The following is a 16,656-nucleotide window of genomic DNA, read 5'->3' as shown; positions in this document are numbered from 1 at the left end:
TGAAGTAATGACCAACCAATGATGAACACCTCCGCCATGTGAGATTTACTCAAAAGTTACAGTTTCGCTTTGATTGTTCCAAGTCATTTTAAAGGTAATCGGGTCTTTCGTTTTCTCCGCCTCAGTCACCGTTCCCGACATCCTGAACGGGACCCCCTGTTCTTCAAGTGCTTTCCCCTGTTGTTTTATGTTGTTACCGGTAAGGTCAAACACAAAATCCTTTATACGCTTTTCATCGCCGATGTAGGTGATACTATAGATTCCTGTTGATCTCTGAAGAGACACATCCCAGTTATCGCTCTTTCCGTGTAACCTATCATCCGCACCACAAGCTGACAAAATACATAAAAGTAATATCGTACAAAGAATCATTGGCAGTTTAAGCAATTTCATAAAATCCCTCCTTTTAGGAATATACCCAAAAATGTGAGATCTGATATTTGCTAATGATCCCTACCAGCTGCCCTTAGCATGATGTATCTTACCTGTGAATCACATGACTAACGATCTTTTGAGCATCGTACTTGACCCATCCCGACAATGCAGAACCTCGTGATGTTTGCCAAGGTAGTCCTACATAGTACAGTCCAGCAACCGGTGATACGCCTCTCTCGTGTATAATTCCACCTTGGGAATCAAAAGCAGTATGGATATCGATCCAACCATCATTACGCTTAAACCCCGTCGCCCAGATCACATTGTCTATTCGTGTCTCACTCCCATCCTCATAGAGGATACGGTTATCTATTGCATTTACAGCACGTGGGCGCATATTAACTTTTCCCTGGGTCATCAATTCTTTTAACTCATAGCCATAGTCGTACTCTGGCTGATTTCGCAACCATTTTCCAACCATACGATCTGCACTTGCACGTAATATTACGAGCTTTTCGTAATACCAGAATATACTTCGTTTCATGATATGCAAAGGCCTAAAGGTAATATCTCGAGCTATGGATATGTATAACCGTTTGTTGATCATCTGATGTTAACTCTGCAGCGATTTGGGCGCCTGAATTCCCTCCGCCTACAACTACTGTTGTCCCAAGGAGCAATTGAGAGATATTTTGATATTCGGATGAGTGAAGTTGAACTATATTCTTGGATAATGACTTTGCAAAAGGTGGAACATTTGGGGTCTGGAAAGGTCCCGTGGCAACGATAATATTGCGCGCTTCCATTATTCCATCATTGGTTTCAGCATAGTACACTTCATCTTGCTTGGAGAGACGGGAGATTGAGCAGTTTAACTTTATTGAAAGCTTCATTTGTTTGGCATAGTTTTCAAAATAATCTGCAATTTCATCTTTGCTAGGTAGGTCATTTTCGTTTCCACTAAGTGGCATTCCCGGTAAACCATCATACATTCGTGGAGTAAAAAGACGCAAGGAATCGTACCGTTTACGCCAAGATTCCCCAACAGATGAGGCAGCATCAACGATTAAAAAAGTTAGCCCCGATCTCTGAAGGTAGTAACCTGCTGCCAACCCAGCTTGCCCAGCCCCGATAACCAATACATCGTACATAGGTATCATCTCCATTAACGTTTCATGCATTAACATATGAGCACTTATTCATATATTAATATTACTTAACATCTGTCTGTTTAGCAAGTGAAGAAATGATCACTACTTTTTTCAAGAAATCGACATTAAAAAGACTCCCTCGCGGGAGTCTTTACTCATTTCAGTGCAAGATGCTTGTAATGTATCTTTAATAGGTATGTGCTCGAGTTTGATACGTTCGTTTATTATTATCTGGTGTATCTATCGATATCATCGATGGCAGATTGATGCTCTCTTCTATGATAGTCTTCATGCTGACGAACATCATTATTTAACTTTGCTAAGAATCCCCAGCCCATAAAGGCAAGCAACAGCACCGTAATCAGTGCATATGCAAAGCTATATAGATTCATAAAGAAGTTGATAAAAATTGCAGCGAGCATCAAGCCCAGAATCAACAATGTCCACTTTGTACCCTTTCTCAAATCATTTCCTCCTCAAGTCGGTTGTGCATTTATTATTTATCTAATAAACATAATATATCATAGTTAAAATATTCGACATTTCTTCTTTGTGCTGGATCTTTAAATACCAGTTCCTTTTCAGCAAGGCATACTACTCTCTCAGAGCTAACATAAATCAAAATCACCTTTATTACATCAAGCCACCAAACTTGTTGGATGAGACCACTTTTGTGTGACACCAAAGGTTCACAGAAAAAAACCAAACCGACAAAGAAAAGCTCTATGTCAGTTTGGTTTATATCAACTTAAAATTCTTCTATATAAATTGAACTAATCTTAGTTCAATTTATTCTAATTCTTTGAACCTTTGAATCATCGTAGCAACTTCTGCTCTAGTTGCAAGACCAGAAGGATTTAGAGTCAGATCAGAATTACCATTCATAATGCCCTTTGACACAGCCCAATGTATTGACTCTTTGGCAAAGGCCGAAATTTTATCTGCATCTTTGAAGCTAAGGGTTGAAATTTCACTCTGCAGGCTCAACCCTTTACTCTCTGCGTATCGATAGAGCATCACCGCAATTTGCTCACGAGTGATTGAAACATTAGGAGCGAATCTCCCCTTACCATATCCGTTAACGATCTTGCTTTCGTTTGCCCAAATAATAGGATCTGAATACCAACGACCACTTTGAACGTCTGAGAAAACATCTGCAAATTTAACATTAGGTTGATTTTCCATACGATATAGTGCAGTAGCAAGCATTGCACGACTCATGTTCTTTGAGGGTGAAAATTCAGTTTCAGAAGTTCCTGTGAATAGCCCCGCATTGTAAACATATCTTGCAGAAAAATAGAACCAATCGTCATGTGCTATATCTGTAAAAGGAGTCTTTCTTACAAATGTAACAACTACAGTTGTGTCACGACTAATCTCTGGAATGGTATAAATGTCACGACCTATGAATTTTTCGCCGTTGACAATGATATATTCTGTTTCAAACCCTTCATCAGGAATCACTCTGATCGTGGCAGAGGTTGTTGCACGAATCGTTTGATTTTCAAAGCCATCAGCAATTTTACCATTCCCACCTTTCACAGAAGCGTTAACCGTATAGTTAAGCTGATGTTTAGGGCCCTCAGAACCACTAGAACCACCATTAGAAGCATTAGAATCCTCGTCCGTGATAACCCAACGTTTCGGGCCTACAATTTTCGAATTCTCAAAATTAGAAAATGCAATCTCAAGCAAATCTATTGCTTCAGAAATTTCCGTATCCAACGCGTTTTCATTCTCAAAAACAGCCTCAGCCTTAGAGATCGCACTTCTTAGATTTTGAGCGGATTTTGTTGTATACCAAAAGTCTGGATAATATATGACTTTGGGATTATCCGCAATCGTAACTGAAGCAAGATAAGCTTTTGCAGCCTCAATGTCTTCATATAGTGAAGACTTAGAGATTTCCTTTACACCAGAACCGACCACAATTTGTACATCTTCAAACGGTTCAATTCCCCTCAGGGTTGCATCTTTATTCGTGATGAGAAAGTTACTTAAAGAAAAATCGAACGTTCCGTTATTTCTGGCTTGGAAGACAGCAGTCCCGATATTTTTCATGATTTCATCATCTTTACCGTTGGCGGTCATATCGAGAAATACATAATTGATGTCACCATAGGAATAATTCATTGAAATGTCCTTTTCCATTTTGACACTTGTGTTTTTTACAACGTAAGAATCAAAGTGTAGCTTTCCTTGAAAACCATATACCGGCGCTTTACCCGCACCAGTATATGCAAGACTTAGTTTCACAAATATGTTCTCTCCAACATCAAATGAAGATTTTGGAGTACCAGAGCTGTCAGTTACTGTGATGTCCACACGATAACTAAGGTCAGCAGCATCGTCTGCCCCGTAGACGTATGATGGTAGAGTAGCTACCAGAAGTAGCATGCACAATATTATTTTCAATTGTTTCATCATCGTCTCAGTGCCTCCATTAGTATGAGTTGTGCATCTACAATATCAACAACACCATCACCGTTTATATCAGATCTCATCCAGTCTTCAGAAGAATTAAAGCCATTGTAGACATTATTTAATATCGCTTTTATCGTCGCCAGAACGTCTGCTCGATCTACAGCCCCACTACCATTCGTATCTCCACGAAGAAGATTAGGAGATTTCAACGTTGGTTCAAAAACAAGATTGGCTGTTAATTGTTCACCCGTGACAAGTTCTCTTGAAGAACCAATATATGCTTTTTTAAGATTGTCATACAAGAGCGTTTGTTTCTTGCCATCAATCACAACTGTTGCTTTACCCATATTGATCTCCGTATATATGGTGAACAACGAGAATCCTTGTGATTGTCGAACTTCATAACGATATCCAAGATCTTTCACACGAATGTTGATTACATCTGATAGTTCTTTATAGACTATTTTCCCATTCTCATCTTCAAAAGCAGAAAGTCTATAACCAACTTTGATTGCCGTTTCGCCTGGAGCCAAAGCTTCAATGGTACCATCCTGTGAAATCTTGATAATGTTCTGATTATATAGAACATCCCATACAATATCTTCTTCTTTTAAGTCCAATTCGCCACCCTGACGAAGACCTTTAACAGAAAGCACTGTTTTTCCGCCAATCCCAAGTTCGATCACATCAGGTTGATTCTGCGAGTTCTCAAGGTCAGATATAAGTTTAATACTCTCAAACTCTGACAATTCACGATTCACAAGATAAACGGGAACAACCGTTTCGTTTCCAGCTTTATCAACTGCTTTAAGCTGTAAAGTTTCGTTTGGTTCTTGACTGGAACTCTTACGATTAACGACAAATGTGCCGTCTGGATGGATCACAATACCTTCTGAACTACCATCTAAAGTTAATGATGCAGATACCTCTGTTAGCCCATGGAAGCTGTAGCTTGAGTCCGAACTAACAAAAACAACTTGATTGCTGACTGTATTATCAACCAGCCCCTTATCAAGGCTTGGCTCTACTTCTTCACCTAAAAGTAATATGGGGGCACTTGTATCAACAGTAACACCTATTGCTCCTGATGATCTGCTACCTTGAATGGTGTCTCGATTTTCACTAACTGCAGTAAAGTCAATCAAATTTTCACCGTCTTCAAGGTTTTCTTCAAATGACCAAACCGTCTTAAATTCTTCAGGCGTGTTCTTGTTTTCCTTGTTCAGGGTCAATGTCATTTTGACCGGTCGATCGAACGTGTACGTTGCCTCTAATTGTCCAGTCCTTAAATAATAATTTTCTTTTGATTTGTCGATATTGGTTTCAACACTGACAAGCTTAGGTTTACCCATGGCAGGCATAACAAAGCTTTGCGATGATGCAACCTTGGTAGAGCTATAATATTCCGTAGCATGAAGTGCTGACTCGACAATTTTAACGGATTTTACTTTGATAAAATACTTCTTGCCTTCCTTTAATAGAGGGAGGTTGGTTTGGTCTTCTAATGGTTTCAACCTAATTTCACTGCCTACAGGGAACTGACCAAAGGAATTCTCAATCTCAACCCCGTTCTCATCTTCAATCGCCACAAAATAATGGGTTGCAGTTTGGTCACTTCCATTGATGTTAACTTTCACGTATCCATCTCCACTGTATTCCGCTGTTACTGATTTAGGTTCTTGTGGAAGTAATGGATTGGTAAAAGTGATTGGAGATGCAGTGATCTGCTTACTCATTCCACCCAGATGGTTAACAAGCATTGCAACCACATAATACTTCCCTTCAGGGAAAGACTCCGGAAGTGTAAAGACATGAGAACCTGATTTAATTTCATCCAGCTCAAGATTACCAATACTAATTAATGATGATGTGTCTTGCATGTTATCTGATTCAATGGTTTGCATAATGGATGGATCTTTGGTGACATAGACATTAACTGCTCCTGAATATGCACTTTGCCCGTCTGTTGTCCAAGACACATCAAGCTCACGGCTCGTATTACTACTATGAGTAGTTCTAATACCTGTAAGCTCCGGGATATTTTCAACACTGTTTACTTCAAAATTGTCGATATACACATTTGGTGTTGTCACTGAAATGGACCAGTTACCACCAACAATAAGAGCTGGATCAATCACTGAAATATACAACGTATTTTTACCATTCATAGTCTGAACAAGATAGTTTCCATTTCCCTTATTATCGTCTTCAACCATTGTCAATCTATTACCAGCTGGATTAGTGACTATGATTTCAGATGCAGAAGGTTTGACATGGCCACGAAGTGGGATTTCAAACAGTAGTGAATCTTTTGATGCCGGGATCACTTCTTTTGTAATGCCATCTCCGGCTCTAGTTTTAGCTATTTCCTTTGTCGTGAGCCTTCTCATATTCGTTCCATATAATGCAGTGGTAGGCACAAGATTTCCGTTCGCATCCAGTTCTTCCGAGTGAACATAGTGTACAGCTTTTCCTCTAGAAGCGAGATTGATGGAACTACCAAAGTTAAAATCGCCATCCCAATAATAGATAAAGCCAAATTTCACGCCGATGACTTTCATGTTTGCACCAACAAAGTCAGATGAAACAGCTGCCTCAACGCCTCCAATTTCCTTTCCTCCTATGATGGGGACTGAAGTTGGAATATAGAATCCTGCGTATACATAACCATAGAAATAATCTTCAGTAATTTTAATCGTAATACCACCACGAACCGCCCCGGCATGAATACTAATATTACCAAAGGCATTTAGCTGAAATGGTGATATCCACTGAACATTCATTCCTGCTTCAAGATTAAGTAATCTTCCTTCATCGTCTTTTGCCAACCGACCCGTACCTTCAAGACTAAGACCGGATAGTTTTGCTTCCAGCTTGAAGTCACCTACAATAACCAGATTTATTAATAACCTTGTTTGAAGATGAAGTGTGATGGGGGGAAGTTTACCGTCTGATGTTCCCGAAATGGTCTCTGCAAGATTTCCGAAACCTCCACCAAGACCTGTCATAAATACATATGGCGTAACAATCGGAACTTTCGTCGTATTACTTGCTAAGAAGAATGTAAGTTCGTCAAGCATGATATTTGGAACATTATTGATAGGAACCTCTTTAAATGCCAGCGAACCTTCTACTTCTAGCATGGTAAGAGCAACTCCGTAATCCAGCTTATAGATTCCATCAATCGTATCTATTGTTACTTCTGCCATAGCACCCACTTTATTTCCTACTAATGGACCTAGTATATCTTCTGGCAGAGCTACAGCTAGTGTCGTATTGACACCAATAAAACCGATTTTCTTATCTTTACTACCATAGCGGATATCACTAATCTCGGCAGTAAGGGAGCCCTTGTAGTCATAATGCTCTTCACCATTATTCTTATCTGCTGCTTTTAAAGGCATTGAAATCTTTCCGCCGAAGCTAATTCCGAAGTCTTCCTTATCCTGAGTCATGACACCGTACTTGATGTTGATTAAAAATCCTGCAATATTTTGTAGCATAGAACCTGCATCTCCAAATTTCAGTTCTAATGCTTCAGCCTCATCCTCGGAAACAGCTTCACCATTCAAGCTGTATTTCACTCCATTATTAACTTCAAAAAACCATTTATTATGCCATACATTAACAGAGTTTATGACTTTTATGGTGCCATCGCCTTCTAATTTTGCGCCAGCGTCCGTAACCGTCATCTTAAGTGGCGTGTTGCTATCATACGTCAAGATGTTGTTAATCGTAATGTCGCCATCGGCTTTACTGGCAGAGTAATATCGATTAACACCCGTACCCATTAGCCTGACTTTCCCACGAACGGTCAATAGAATTTCGGTTTCATCTTCTACATATTTTATATTGTTATGAACAATACCATTTCTAGTGACGCTACCCTCGATAAATTTTTTCATTACATCTTCGTTTTCAAAATTTACATAATCATATAACTGTCTATTATTAGAAGAGTTTGTTATTCGAACTAGTGAAACAATTCCGTAGCTTGCACTTTTATCCGCCAGATTATTAGTTACATCTATTTGAGTTGTAGAAATAATCTTTTCTTTAAACGCACTGATTAACTGTTGATTTGTAAATCTGAATTCAATGTTATATTTTCCAACGGGCAAATTTTCATTGGTCGAGAACGAAAGGGCTTGACCATCTTCAACAAAACTTATTTTTCTTTTGTCGATTAACGTAGTTGCGCCGCTTGATGCAGAGACAAGATAAAGATCCCATCCATCAATTCCTGTAATCGCTTGTTTCAATTCGTTCATATCTCCAGAAACGGTTATATTTTTGTCTCCTTCATTAAAAACTGCCGAAGGGAAAATATGTTTCAATGAGACATTAGGAAGTTCTCCTTCAATCGCGGGAATTAAAATGTTTGAATTCGCACTATACTCAACCAATTTATGTGTGCTTGAATCCATAATTGCCGTTGCGTTTAACGAAACTATTAATCGCTTTGCCGTAATCATGGATTGTTTCTCTGCGATGATTTCTAGATCGGGAATGTCAAATACAGTACCAATGTTTAATCCACCAGAAATTCTCACCGTATATTCTCTTGTATTCGTCGCTGCAAAAGTAAGTCCCTCATCGAGAGTAAGGGTAACCACCGGTTCTATTAGTTCTTTAGCTCCTGTAACACTATTGTCAATGGTTACTGTCGCTTTAAACTTACCATCGTTTAGATATCCATCTTTGCCTTCATTCACTTGAACTTTATCTGTCTGGATCCCGATTGCTACCTCTTTCTTTTGTGTTTGATCAGAAAAGTTACCCACACCATATAACAATTCTGAAATTCTCACTTCCCCTGCCTCAATGGGTTTTTCATTCCAATAATATGCTGTCGCCGTATCAGGCACTAAATACTTGTTTGAATAGTTCGTAAAGTCAACGTTAGGATTCGGTGTATAATCGTATCTTGTATTTGCAAGATTAACCCAATGTCCAACAATAACTTTATCCACATTTACATCTTTGTTCCCACTCCAACCAGACAAAAGGGCGTAGGCCATTTTGTCTGAAGCTGAAAGAGAATCCACATATCTGATTTGTTGCGGCAGGTTTTCACCGCTGTATTCTGTTTCCACGATGGTCGGTTGTTTTGGGTTCACGAGCACATGAGGTGCATCAATATTTGAACCAAGTGCGTTATCCAGAAGGAGACGAATACCTACCGTTCCCGCTTTGCTATTATTATTGACCACATCATATGAAATACCAACGTTTCCAACCCGCGAGTTATTAGGGTCAGTAGAAATGGAAACCTTTTGTGTGATCGTGTAACCCTTGATATCCCATGCAATCGTCAAAAGTCTATTTTGCTCAGAGACAACAGGTTCATGAAGCTTGGTATCTATTCCGAACCATCCATATTCCTGACCGAAAATATAATCTTTTCCATCGATACGAACGGTAGTAAAGGATGTTCCATTACTTCTTGCCGTATCTTCCTTATAGAGAAGCGGAATATTGTTGTCAAACGCTTTTTGCGGATGACCATCCACGGTTTCAATCGAAAATCCACCTGTTTTTGGATTGATAGAATACTTCATAAAGTCGTTTGCAATTGAATAATTCGCACTGCTTGCATCTGCACTCAATGGGAAACTAACAAGAGTGAATAACATCGCTAGAATAAGGGATACAGCTATGCCGCGTTTTAATCGACGATCGATCATCATTGCCTATTTCCCTCCTTTGTTTGAAACATATACAGAAATATTGAAATAATCACGCTTGTCCGTTTGAATATATATGGTATACCAACCGTTTGAGACATTATCAATGGTATACACTCCGTTTTTCTCCCGCAGGACCGTTCCTTTTGTTTTCATTTGACCTTGTGTCAAACTGCCTTTTTCATAACGTGCATACGATACTCCAGCAAAGTTTTTCAGTGAAATCTCAACTTTGTTTCCAATCACCGTTGCAACATTTGAACTGTCAGGCATGACTCCGTTCACAAGCGCTATGGTGTCATAAAGACCTACAAGACGAACTGTACGACGAATAGTCGTTTGATTTCCTGCGTCATCTCTTACTGTATAGTCTATATAGTAAGGATTAGAGCGATTAAATTCATTCGCCGAGATGTTGTCCGGATTAAATACTCGCCCGCCAACATCGTAGTTGATGGTAACTTTGTCAGTTAAATCAACCTTTTTATTGGCAACCATATCCCATGCTGCAAAGTCAAGAAGCTTCGATTTATTATAGGCAATTGAAGCATCTTTTTGAGGAGTCATTCCTTCAATGAAGATGAGCTCTTCGCCATTTTCAAGTGTTAACTCCGGAGCTGTTTTGTCGATGAGACCTATGTCAACACCATACGAAGCCTGCTCTCCCGTTCTTCCTTGAAGATTAAATACATATAGTCCATTGTTGCTATAGTTCATGGACTTATCTAGTTCCCAAACGTCGTTTCCTCCAACGGATTTCGTATCTTTGTCCGTTTTAACAGTGACAGTGACATCCTGATTTGTTATTGGATTTTTATCCGTTCCGACAACATATCCTTCTTCCTTTCCAGATGTATCAACGCCAACCGTAATCTTATTTTGATAATCCTGTTCTACCCACTCACCAGCTTCGTTTTTCACAAGATATTTATAAGACCAATGAATTTCTTTAATCTTTGGTGCTCCTACTTCAATTCCTTCAATCGTTAGCAGAATTTTTTGCGTTAATCCTGTTTTGTCTCTAACTTGGAAGACATGCTCCCCATTCGTTTTAACATTGATGACAGTATCTTTATAAGACACCTCATCCCCATCTTCATTTTCAACCGCTGTTGAAAGTGCATATTCATATCCTTTATAAGAAACGGTAAGATCTTTCATATTTCTAAGGATGTCGAGCGGAACGCCATCACTATCCCGAATTTGGTCAAATGTCACATCAACACTTAACTTATCTTTGGCTAATGTTGCGGTTGCGGTAACTTGTGGTGGTGAAGATACAATATTGGAAACCGTAATAATCTCATGACCTTCGTTACCATAGTCATCGACAAAGGACATCGTAACTGTACCATTTTTTCTAAGGCGAACTGCTTTGGTACCAGGGATATGAACGATGTCTTTATAGGTCAAGCTGCCTACTGGCTCAACACCTGTGACCCTAATTGTATTGATATCTTTGCTAAACTGTGTCAACTCCACATTTACACTTTGTGTAGTAATCTCAGTTGGTAGCGTGCTGTACGCTCTCGCAGTTGCAACTGGCGCTACTTTGTTAATATTTGAGACAGTTATTGGAGTGACCCACTTGTTTCCTGCGTAGTCATACGCTGTCACATAATAGATACCTGAGCTATCCAGTTCAACGATATATTCATTCTCAAGTGGCTCACCTTTGAATGGGTACACGACATCGTCCTTCTTAACCTCTGCAAATGATATTTCACCTGAATCGTCTGTTAATGTGATCGTTGCATGTATATTTTGATTCGTCTTTGCTGTGTTGGATAACACATAAGAGGTTTGACCAATCGTGTTGTCAAAAAGCTTATAGCTAACCGTACGAGAATTTGTGTTTCCTGCCTGATCTCTAAACTCAAAGGTGAATGAATTAACATCTTCAGTTAGAATTCTTGAAAATGAAGCATTGTTATTAGTCATCGATAGAGTTTTCTGATCACTGATCGGCTTAATGGTTGCCATTACTCTTCTATAGGCCTTGCCTTCTTGAATTGGAACCCAATTCCCTAGATAGTTTTCGTAGGTGTATTCCACTCTGTAGTGTACGTCTTCTGCAATTGGCGTTGTATCTATATTTGAAACTGTAACGGGTACGGTTGTTTCTATTCCCGCTTGGTTCGTTACTTTGAAATATACCGTTGCATTCTGTTCAAATCTTTCGGTATGAGATGCAATGGAGTCAATTTGCTCAAAGTTTGTCCCATCATATGAGCGTTCCAGTTTCATAATCCCGCTTTCCGGGTCAGATATTGAAAGCACTGCCTTCACAATTTGGTTTGTTGGCTCAGTAGTTGAATACACCACATCAGTAACAGCTGCAGTTTCATCAACGACTGAGATAGCAACATACGCATCTTCCATCCGATCAGCTTCAACTCCTTCCGTTGTATAGACCTCGAAGTAAGCTGACTTAGTTGTCTTCCCATCTCTTAGCGCTTCAAATACAAGCTTGGAATAAGCCGTTCTTCCTTCTACCTCTGTAAATGAAGGATCAACTACACTTAGCTCCGCATTTAGTTCTAATCCTGACAATACGGCATTCTCAACAAAGAAAAATTGTCCGGAATAATTAGGATTAGGATCAATCACATAGGTGAGCTTATCGCTTTGCGTATAGGATATAAATCCTCCATTTTGAATAGGAACTCCATTTTTCTCTACATTTCCTGTAATCTCAAATCCTTGAATGAATTCAACAGTAGGTGTGAATTTTAGAACACGATCCCTTCCAGCCTCATCCTGAACATATAGACTAATTTCGTTATTGTTCTGAATAACAAGATCATGTTCTATCGCATACTCAACAGATGTTGTTAATAGCCCTGTATACAGCTGGTTCGACCTTGCCATTTCATTCACCTTATCACCCTCATTTGGTGCATTAGGCATGATTGTTACTGGAACATTGAATGTCACATTAACCGTTGAAGTCGTTTTTGTTATTTGAGGGTTTGCGTTAACACTTACAATGGATGCCTCCGCGTCCACCAAATTCACACTGGAGTCAACGAATACTTTTTCAGTAATATTGCCTGAGTTATCCGCTGCTTTAATCCCAATTGCATAGTTGCCACTTAGCCCTTTCAAATCAATCGTATATGTTGTCTGTTTGTTTCCTTCGCCATTAACGACGGGCTGACTACTTTGCATTTTTACTGATTTACTCGAATTAAACAGCTCATAATCTTCTTCAGTAAGAATATGACTGGCTGATGGATCTTTAATAAGCGCGAATGAAACAGTTGTGTCACTCTTGTCTGAAACATCGACCGTGATCCGGCCATCTTGTCTTGCTCCATTGGTTACCATTTCGCTGGATGCACTTGCATTCGGAGCTGCCTTGTCAATATTCGAAACCGAAATCGGTACTAAAACCTGATTGCCAAGCTCGTCAGACAGTACCAGGTTTGTTGTAATGTTCTCGCTCACAGTTACTGTGAATGCACCGTTTGTATATGGAGAAACGGTGATTTTGTCCTGATCTTTTGGCTCAACCGTCAGTTTTGAAATGCCTGTCCCAACATCATTAGCTACTATTCTTGCCGTTACTGATGAGTTGGTTGGCTGAATAGTGCTGTAGTCCGGTAATTCGAAAGTTGGTGCCTGGCTATCATATAAGATTTTGACAGGTCTTGTTTCTGTTAAAAACTCTGGCCTTTCGTCAGCAGGGTGATTTAAAAGTCCAAATTGAAGATATATTGTATTGATCCCTTCTTTGAGTGCCACAGGTGTATCTAGTGTAAATGCAAACTTACCGCCTGAATTATTGCTCTCTGTAAAAGTTGGAACTAACACACCCTGATCTGTCGGCATCCCGTCAATTGTTGCATAATAGACTGGATTTTGATATTTCGTTGCACTTTCAGAAGTCCAAGCTACATGGGGTTCATTTAATACAACATCGACCTTATATGTTCCGTCATTGGTTGCACCTATTCCGTTTAGCGTCTTTGCTTGAGCATGCGCTAACGACTCAATGGTCGCAGGTCCCGACCTCATCCCAAAGTACGGGGAAATCTTTTTACTTTCCTTACCAAGAACATCCGTCGCAACAACAACAATGCTATAAGCACCCGAAGGAAGTCCTGTCATTGTTAATGTTTGATCAACTTCGAATACACCTTCACTATTTGCTGTCAGTGTTAGCGGATGATTTTGCGTATTCTCAATCTTCGTTTCTGTTTCTGGTTTAGCTAAATAATAACTTGCACTTGCAATACCACTTGCATCTGTCACTTTAACTTTAAATTGATGTGTTGACTTGAAATGATCATGCTGATTTCCAATGATATAACTAATTTCCGGTGCTTTATTGTCGTACGTGAACTCTCGAGTAAATTCTAATGAATTGCCAGAGCGTTTATCTTTAACTCGATATTCAAGTATATATTTACCGTCCATCAAAACTTCAGTTCCGCTGCTATTACGTTTCTCAGCTGCGCCAACATCATCGCTTGCATCATAGACAGTAAAGTTTTGTGTGAAGCTTGTTCCATTACGAGGATGAGAGACCCATCTATAGCTCGTTTCAATATTTGAATTACTTACATCGAATTTGATATCAAAATGTGTATTTGGTGAACCTGTATCCTTTGTAATGAGTGTGTCAGCAACAGAACCATTAAAGATCTGGACTGTTTTTGTATAATACTTTGACGCTTGCTCGTTTCTTGAATCGTTACCTAATGAGTCCACTGTGAAATAATATAGAGTACCGTCAAAGCTATCACCTTTCGGAACAGATAATACAGCCGTTGAACTTTCACCTTTTGAATCTACAAATGCCCACTTGCCTTGAACTGAAGAAATTTCTTCTGATCCAAGTTTGATGTCATCTACAGGCGTATTAGGTGGTGAATCCGTACCGTTCATAAACGTATAATACGTTCTAGACCAACCGCCATTACTTTGTTGATAATCTTCCATTTCAAATCTATAGTCATTTCTTTTACGAGACTGTGCATCTTGCGGCTTTACACTTTCGTGAACCGTTACACGCGGAGCCTGGTTATCTAATTTAATATGTTCAATCTCTGTGTATCCAGCATCTCCACCAAGTGAATTGTCAGCTTTATCCCATCCATACAAACGAAGCTTGAATTCGCCCTCTGTAGGATCAATTGGGCTTAAGTTTGTACTAACGCCTCTTAATACCTCCGTACTAATAGGTGCTGTAACTTTCGTTGCGCTACCCAAACCGTCAAAGTTGGTTATTCTTGTCGTTGTCGGTTCATAGACATCCCCATTTTTCTTGTATAGCTCGTATGTCAAATAGTTTTGATTATCGATGGTGTGAGCGGCATTCCCCTCAGGGTAGAGTGTTTCGCTAGCCACCATATAAAATTGATGCACCTTTTTCACATTATTTTGAATGGAATTTTGTCCTGTTAGATCCTGTCCATTTTCATCGGTAATTCTGATCGTTGGTGTTTTTGTGTCCACTTTATGAGTAGAAAAATAAAAACTTTGTGCTGAATTCGATTCTGGTGTAGGTCTCTCCAAATAATATGGCTGATTTACACCATTTTTCGTTAAAAAGGTAGATACATCATTAAGCTGTAGCCTTATGCCCTCACTCTCCACTTCGCTAACATCCATGGGTACTTTCCCCGTAAACTGAAGCGTACCATTAGGTTTACCATCCGCTCCCAATAGTTTGGTCATCGTAAGATTAGTAAGTGGTGTTGTAGTACTATTCCCAAGATATAACACTGGTGTTGCTTGAAAATTAGTAATAAGTTCTTCTTTAATTTCTTTTATCATCGTTTTTCTATGAATTGAAAGTGCATCAACGGTAATATTCACATCTGTGAATTTTCGATTTAGAAATCGATTGTCAGCTGCATGCGAGAACGTAGCTGTTTCCGAAATATTTTCATTGCCTAAGTCATAGATGCTGCGATAGAACGTATATGTAACATCTTTATAATAGTAATCCGCTTGCCCGATTTTTGTTGTTAAATAGGTTTTAACTTCGGGATTTCCTGAAGTTGTATGGGCAAAAGTCCCTCCAAGGCTTTCAGCGTTGGTAGACTGGGCAAGAAGCGCCACCCTATAGGTTAGTGATATCTCCGCTTTATTCTGCGCAACCATTGCATCGTGAAGCTTTTTGCGGTCAATATCTAACTTGAAATTATTTGTTTTGGTTGGCTCTTCAAATGTTAACCAATCTCTACCTACAGCATCGTCCGAAACGGTATAGTTGATCACTGGAGTATCTTCATATTGCATAATGTCGTATTCACCATATTGATCTCTAACCTTTTTGTCCCACTCTACAAGTTCAGAGCCTGATGAATTAGTATCAAGGTAGAACTCTCCTCCACCAACATCAACATTACCCATAGCTGTGAATTTCCGTTTTGTTACATCTGAAATATCACGATAAAGTCTGCCCTGATCTTTTGTCCATGTGTTTAATTTAATGGTCTTCGCCTGTGTTGGATTTATGCCCCCATTAATAGTAGGAAGCCATAGAACCACAGAATCTCCGTACCAGTCATCACTGCCAACCAGCCAAAAAACCAATTCATTCATTCTCCATGGTGGAATATTCTGCAATTTGAATGTATGTTGCACATCAGACCAAGCCGCAGCGGCGCCAAGTGCTCTGTAATGATCAGAGGCTATCCCAGAATCATAGGTACTGACACCCATATGAACATCATCATCTGTTCCTCCATTTTCGTTTCCTCCTGTTTTCACACCGAACACATAGGTGTACTCTGTTGGCACATTCGCATAAACAGGTGCTACTGATGCCAGAAGTGAAATGACTAGCATCAAACTTAAAATCTTCTTCATGTAATGCCTCCTCGGTTCATTGTGCTTGCCATTTTGACCTAACACCTTACAATCCATTTGTTACATTTTCATTTTCAAATCCGCTAATTTGGCGGCTGTCGCCTGCTGCCGGCAGTGTACGCATTAGCATTTATACATCATGTTCGACAAATTGTGACAGATCTTTTCATATCATATCATCATTAATTGCAGGA

The 16,656-nt window shown here is 39.5% G+C and carries 7 protein-coding genes; all 7 read right to left on the bottom strand.

Going from position 1 to position 16,656, the window contains the following annotated elements; all coding sequences use genetic code 11:
- Nucleotides 1-45: 45 nt before the first annotated feature.
- The 7 genes from ACTHPG_RS02090 to ACTHPG_RS02060 all read right to left on the bottom strand — a co-directional run bounded on the left by ACTHPG_RS02090 (nt 46) and on the right by ACTHPG_RS02060 (nt 16,462).
- Complete coding sequence (locus ACTHPG_RS02090; protein ID WP_440387426.1) at nt 46-393, bottom strand: hypothetical protein; 348 nt, start codon at nt 391-393, stop codon at nt 46-48.
- 88 nt (nt 394-481) lie between these two features.
- Nucleotides 482-919: a hypothetical protein gene (locus ACTHPG_RS02085; protein WP_440387425.1), complete on the bottom strand. Its 438-nt coding sequence runs from the start codon at nt 917-919 to the stop codon at nt 482-484.
- Nucleotides 920-932: 13 nt separating this feature from the next.
- Nucleotides 933-1,526, bottom strand: a complete 594-nt coding sequence (locus tag ACTHPG_RS02080; protein ID WP_440387424.1) for an NAD(P)-binding domain-containing protein — start codon at nt 1,524-1,526, stop codon at nt 933-935.
- 227 nt (nt 1,527-1,753) lie between these two features.
- Nucleotides 1,754-1,990 (bottom strand): hypothetical protein, encoded by a 237-nt coding sequence (locus ACTHPG_RS02075; RefSeq protein WP_440387423.1) that lies wholly within the window; start codon nt 1,988-1,990, stop codon nt 1,754-1,756.
- A 325-nt stretch (nt 1,991-2,315) separates the two neighbouring features.
- Entirely contained in the window at nt 2,316-3,953 is a 1,638-nt protein-coding gene (locus ACTHPG_RS02070; protein WP_440387421.1) for an S-layer homology domain-containing protein, read from the bottom strand.
- Nucleotides 3,950-9,640: a dockerin type I domain-containing protein gene (locus ACTHPG_RS02065; RefSeq protein WP_440387420.1), complete on the bottom strand. Its 5,691-nt coding sequence runs from the start codon at nt 9,638-9,640 to the stop codon at nt 3,950-3,952. The genes ACTHPG_RS02070 and ACTHPG_RS02065 overlap by 4 nt, the downstream gene beginning before the upstream one ends.
- Before the next feature lie 3 nt (nt 9,641-9,643).
- Complete coding sequence (locus tag ACTHPG_RS02060) at nt 9,644-16,462, bottom strand: hypothetical protein (protein ID WP_440387418.1); 6,819 nt, start codon at nt 16,460-16,462, stop codon at nt 9,644-9,646.
- Nucleotides 16,463-16,656 lie beyond the last annotated feature (194 nt).

This window comes from Paenibacillus sp. SAF-068 (genome assembly GCF_051967555.1).
In the GTDB taxonomy this organism is placed as follows: domain Bacteria; phylum Bacillota; class Bacilli; order Paenibacillales; family Paenibacillaceae; genus Paenibacillus.
The sequence above is the reverse complement of the archived record's forward strand: the minus strand, read 5'-3'. Positions and strand labels throughout refer to the sequence as shown.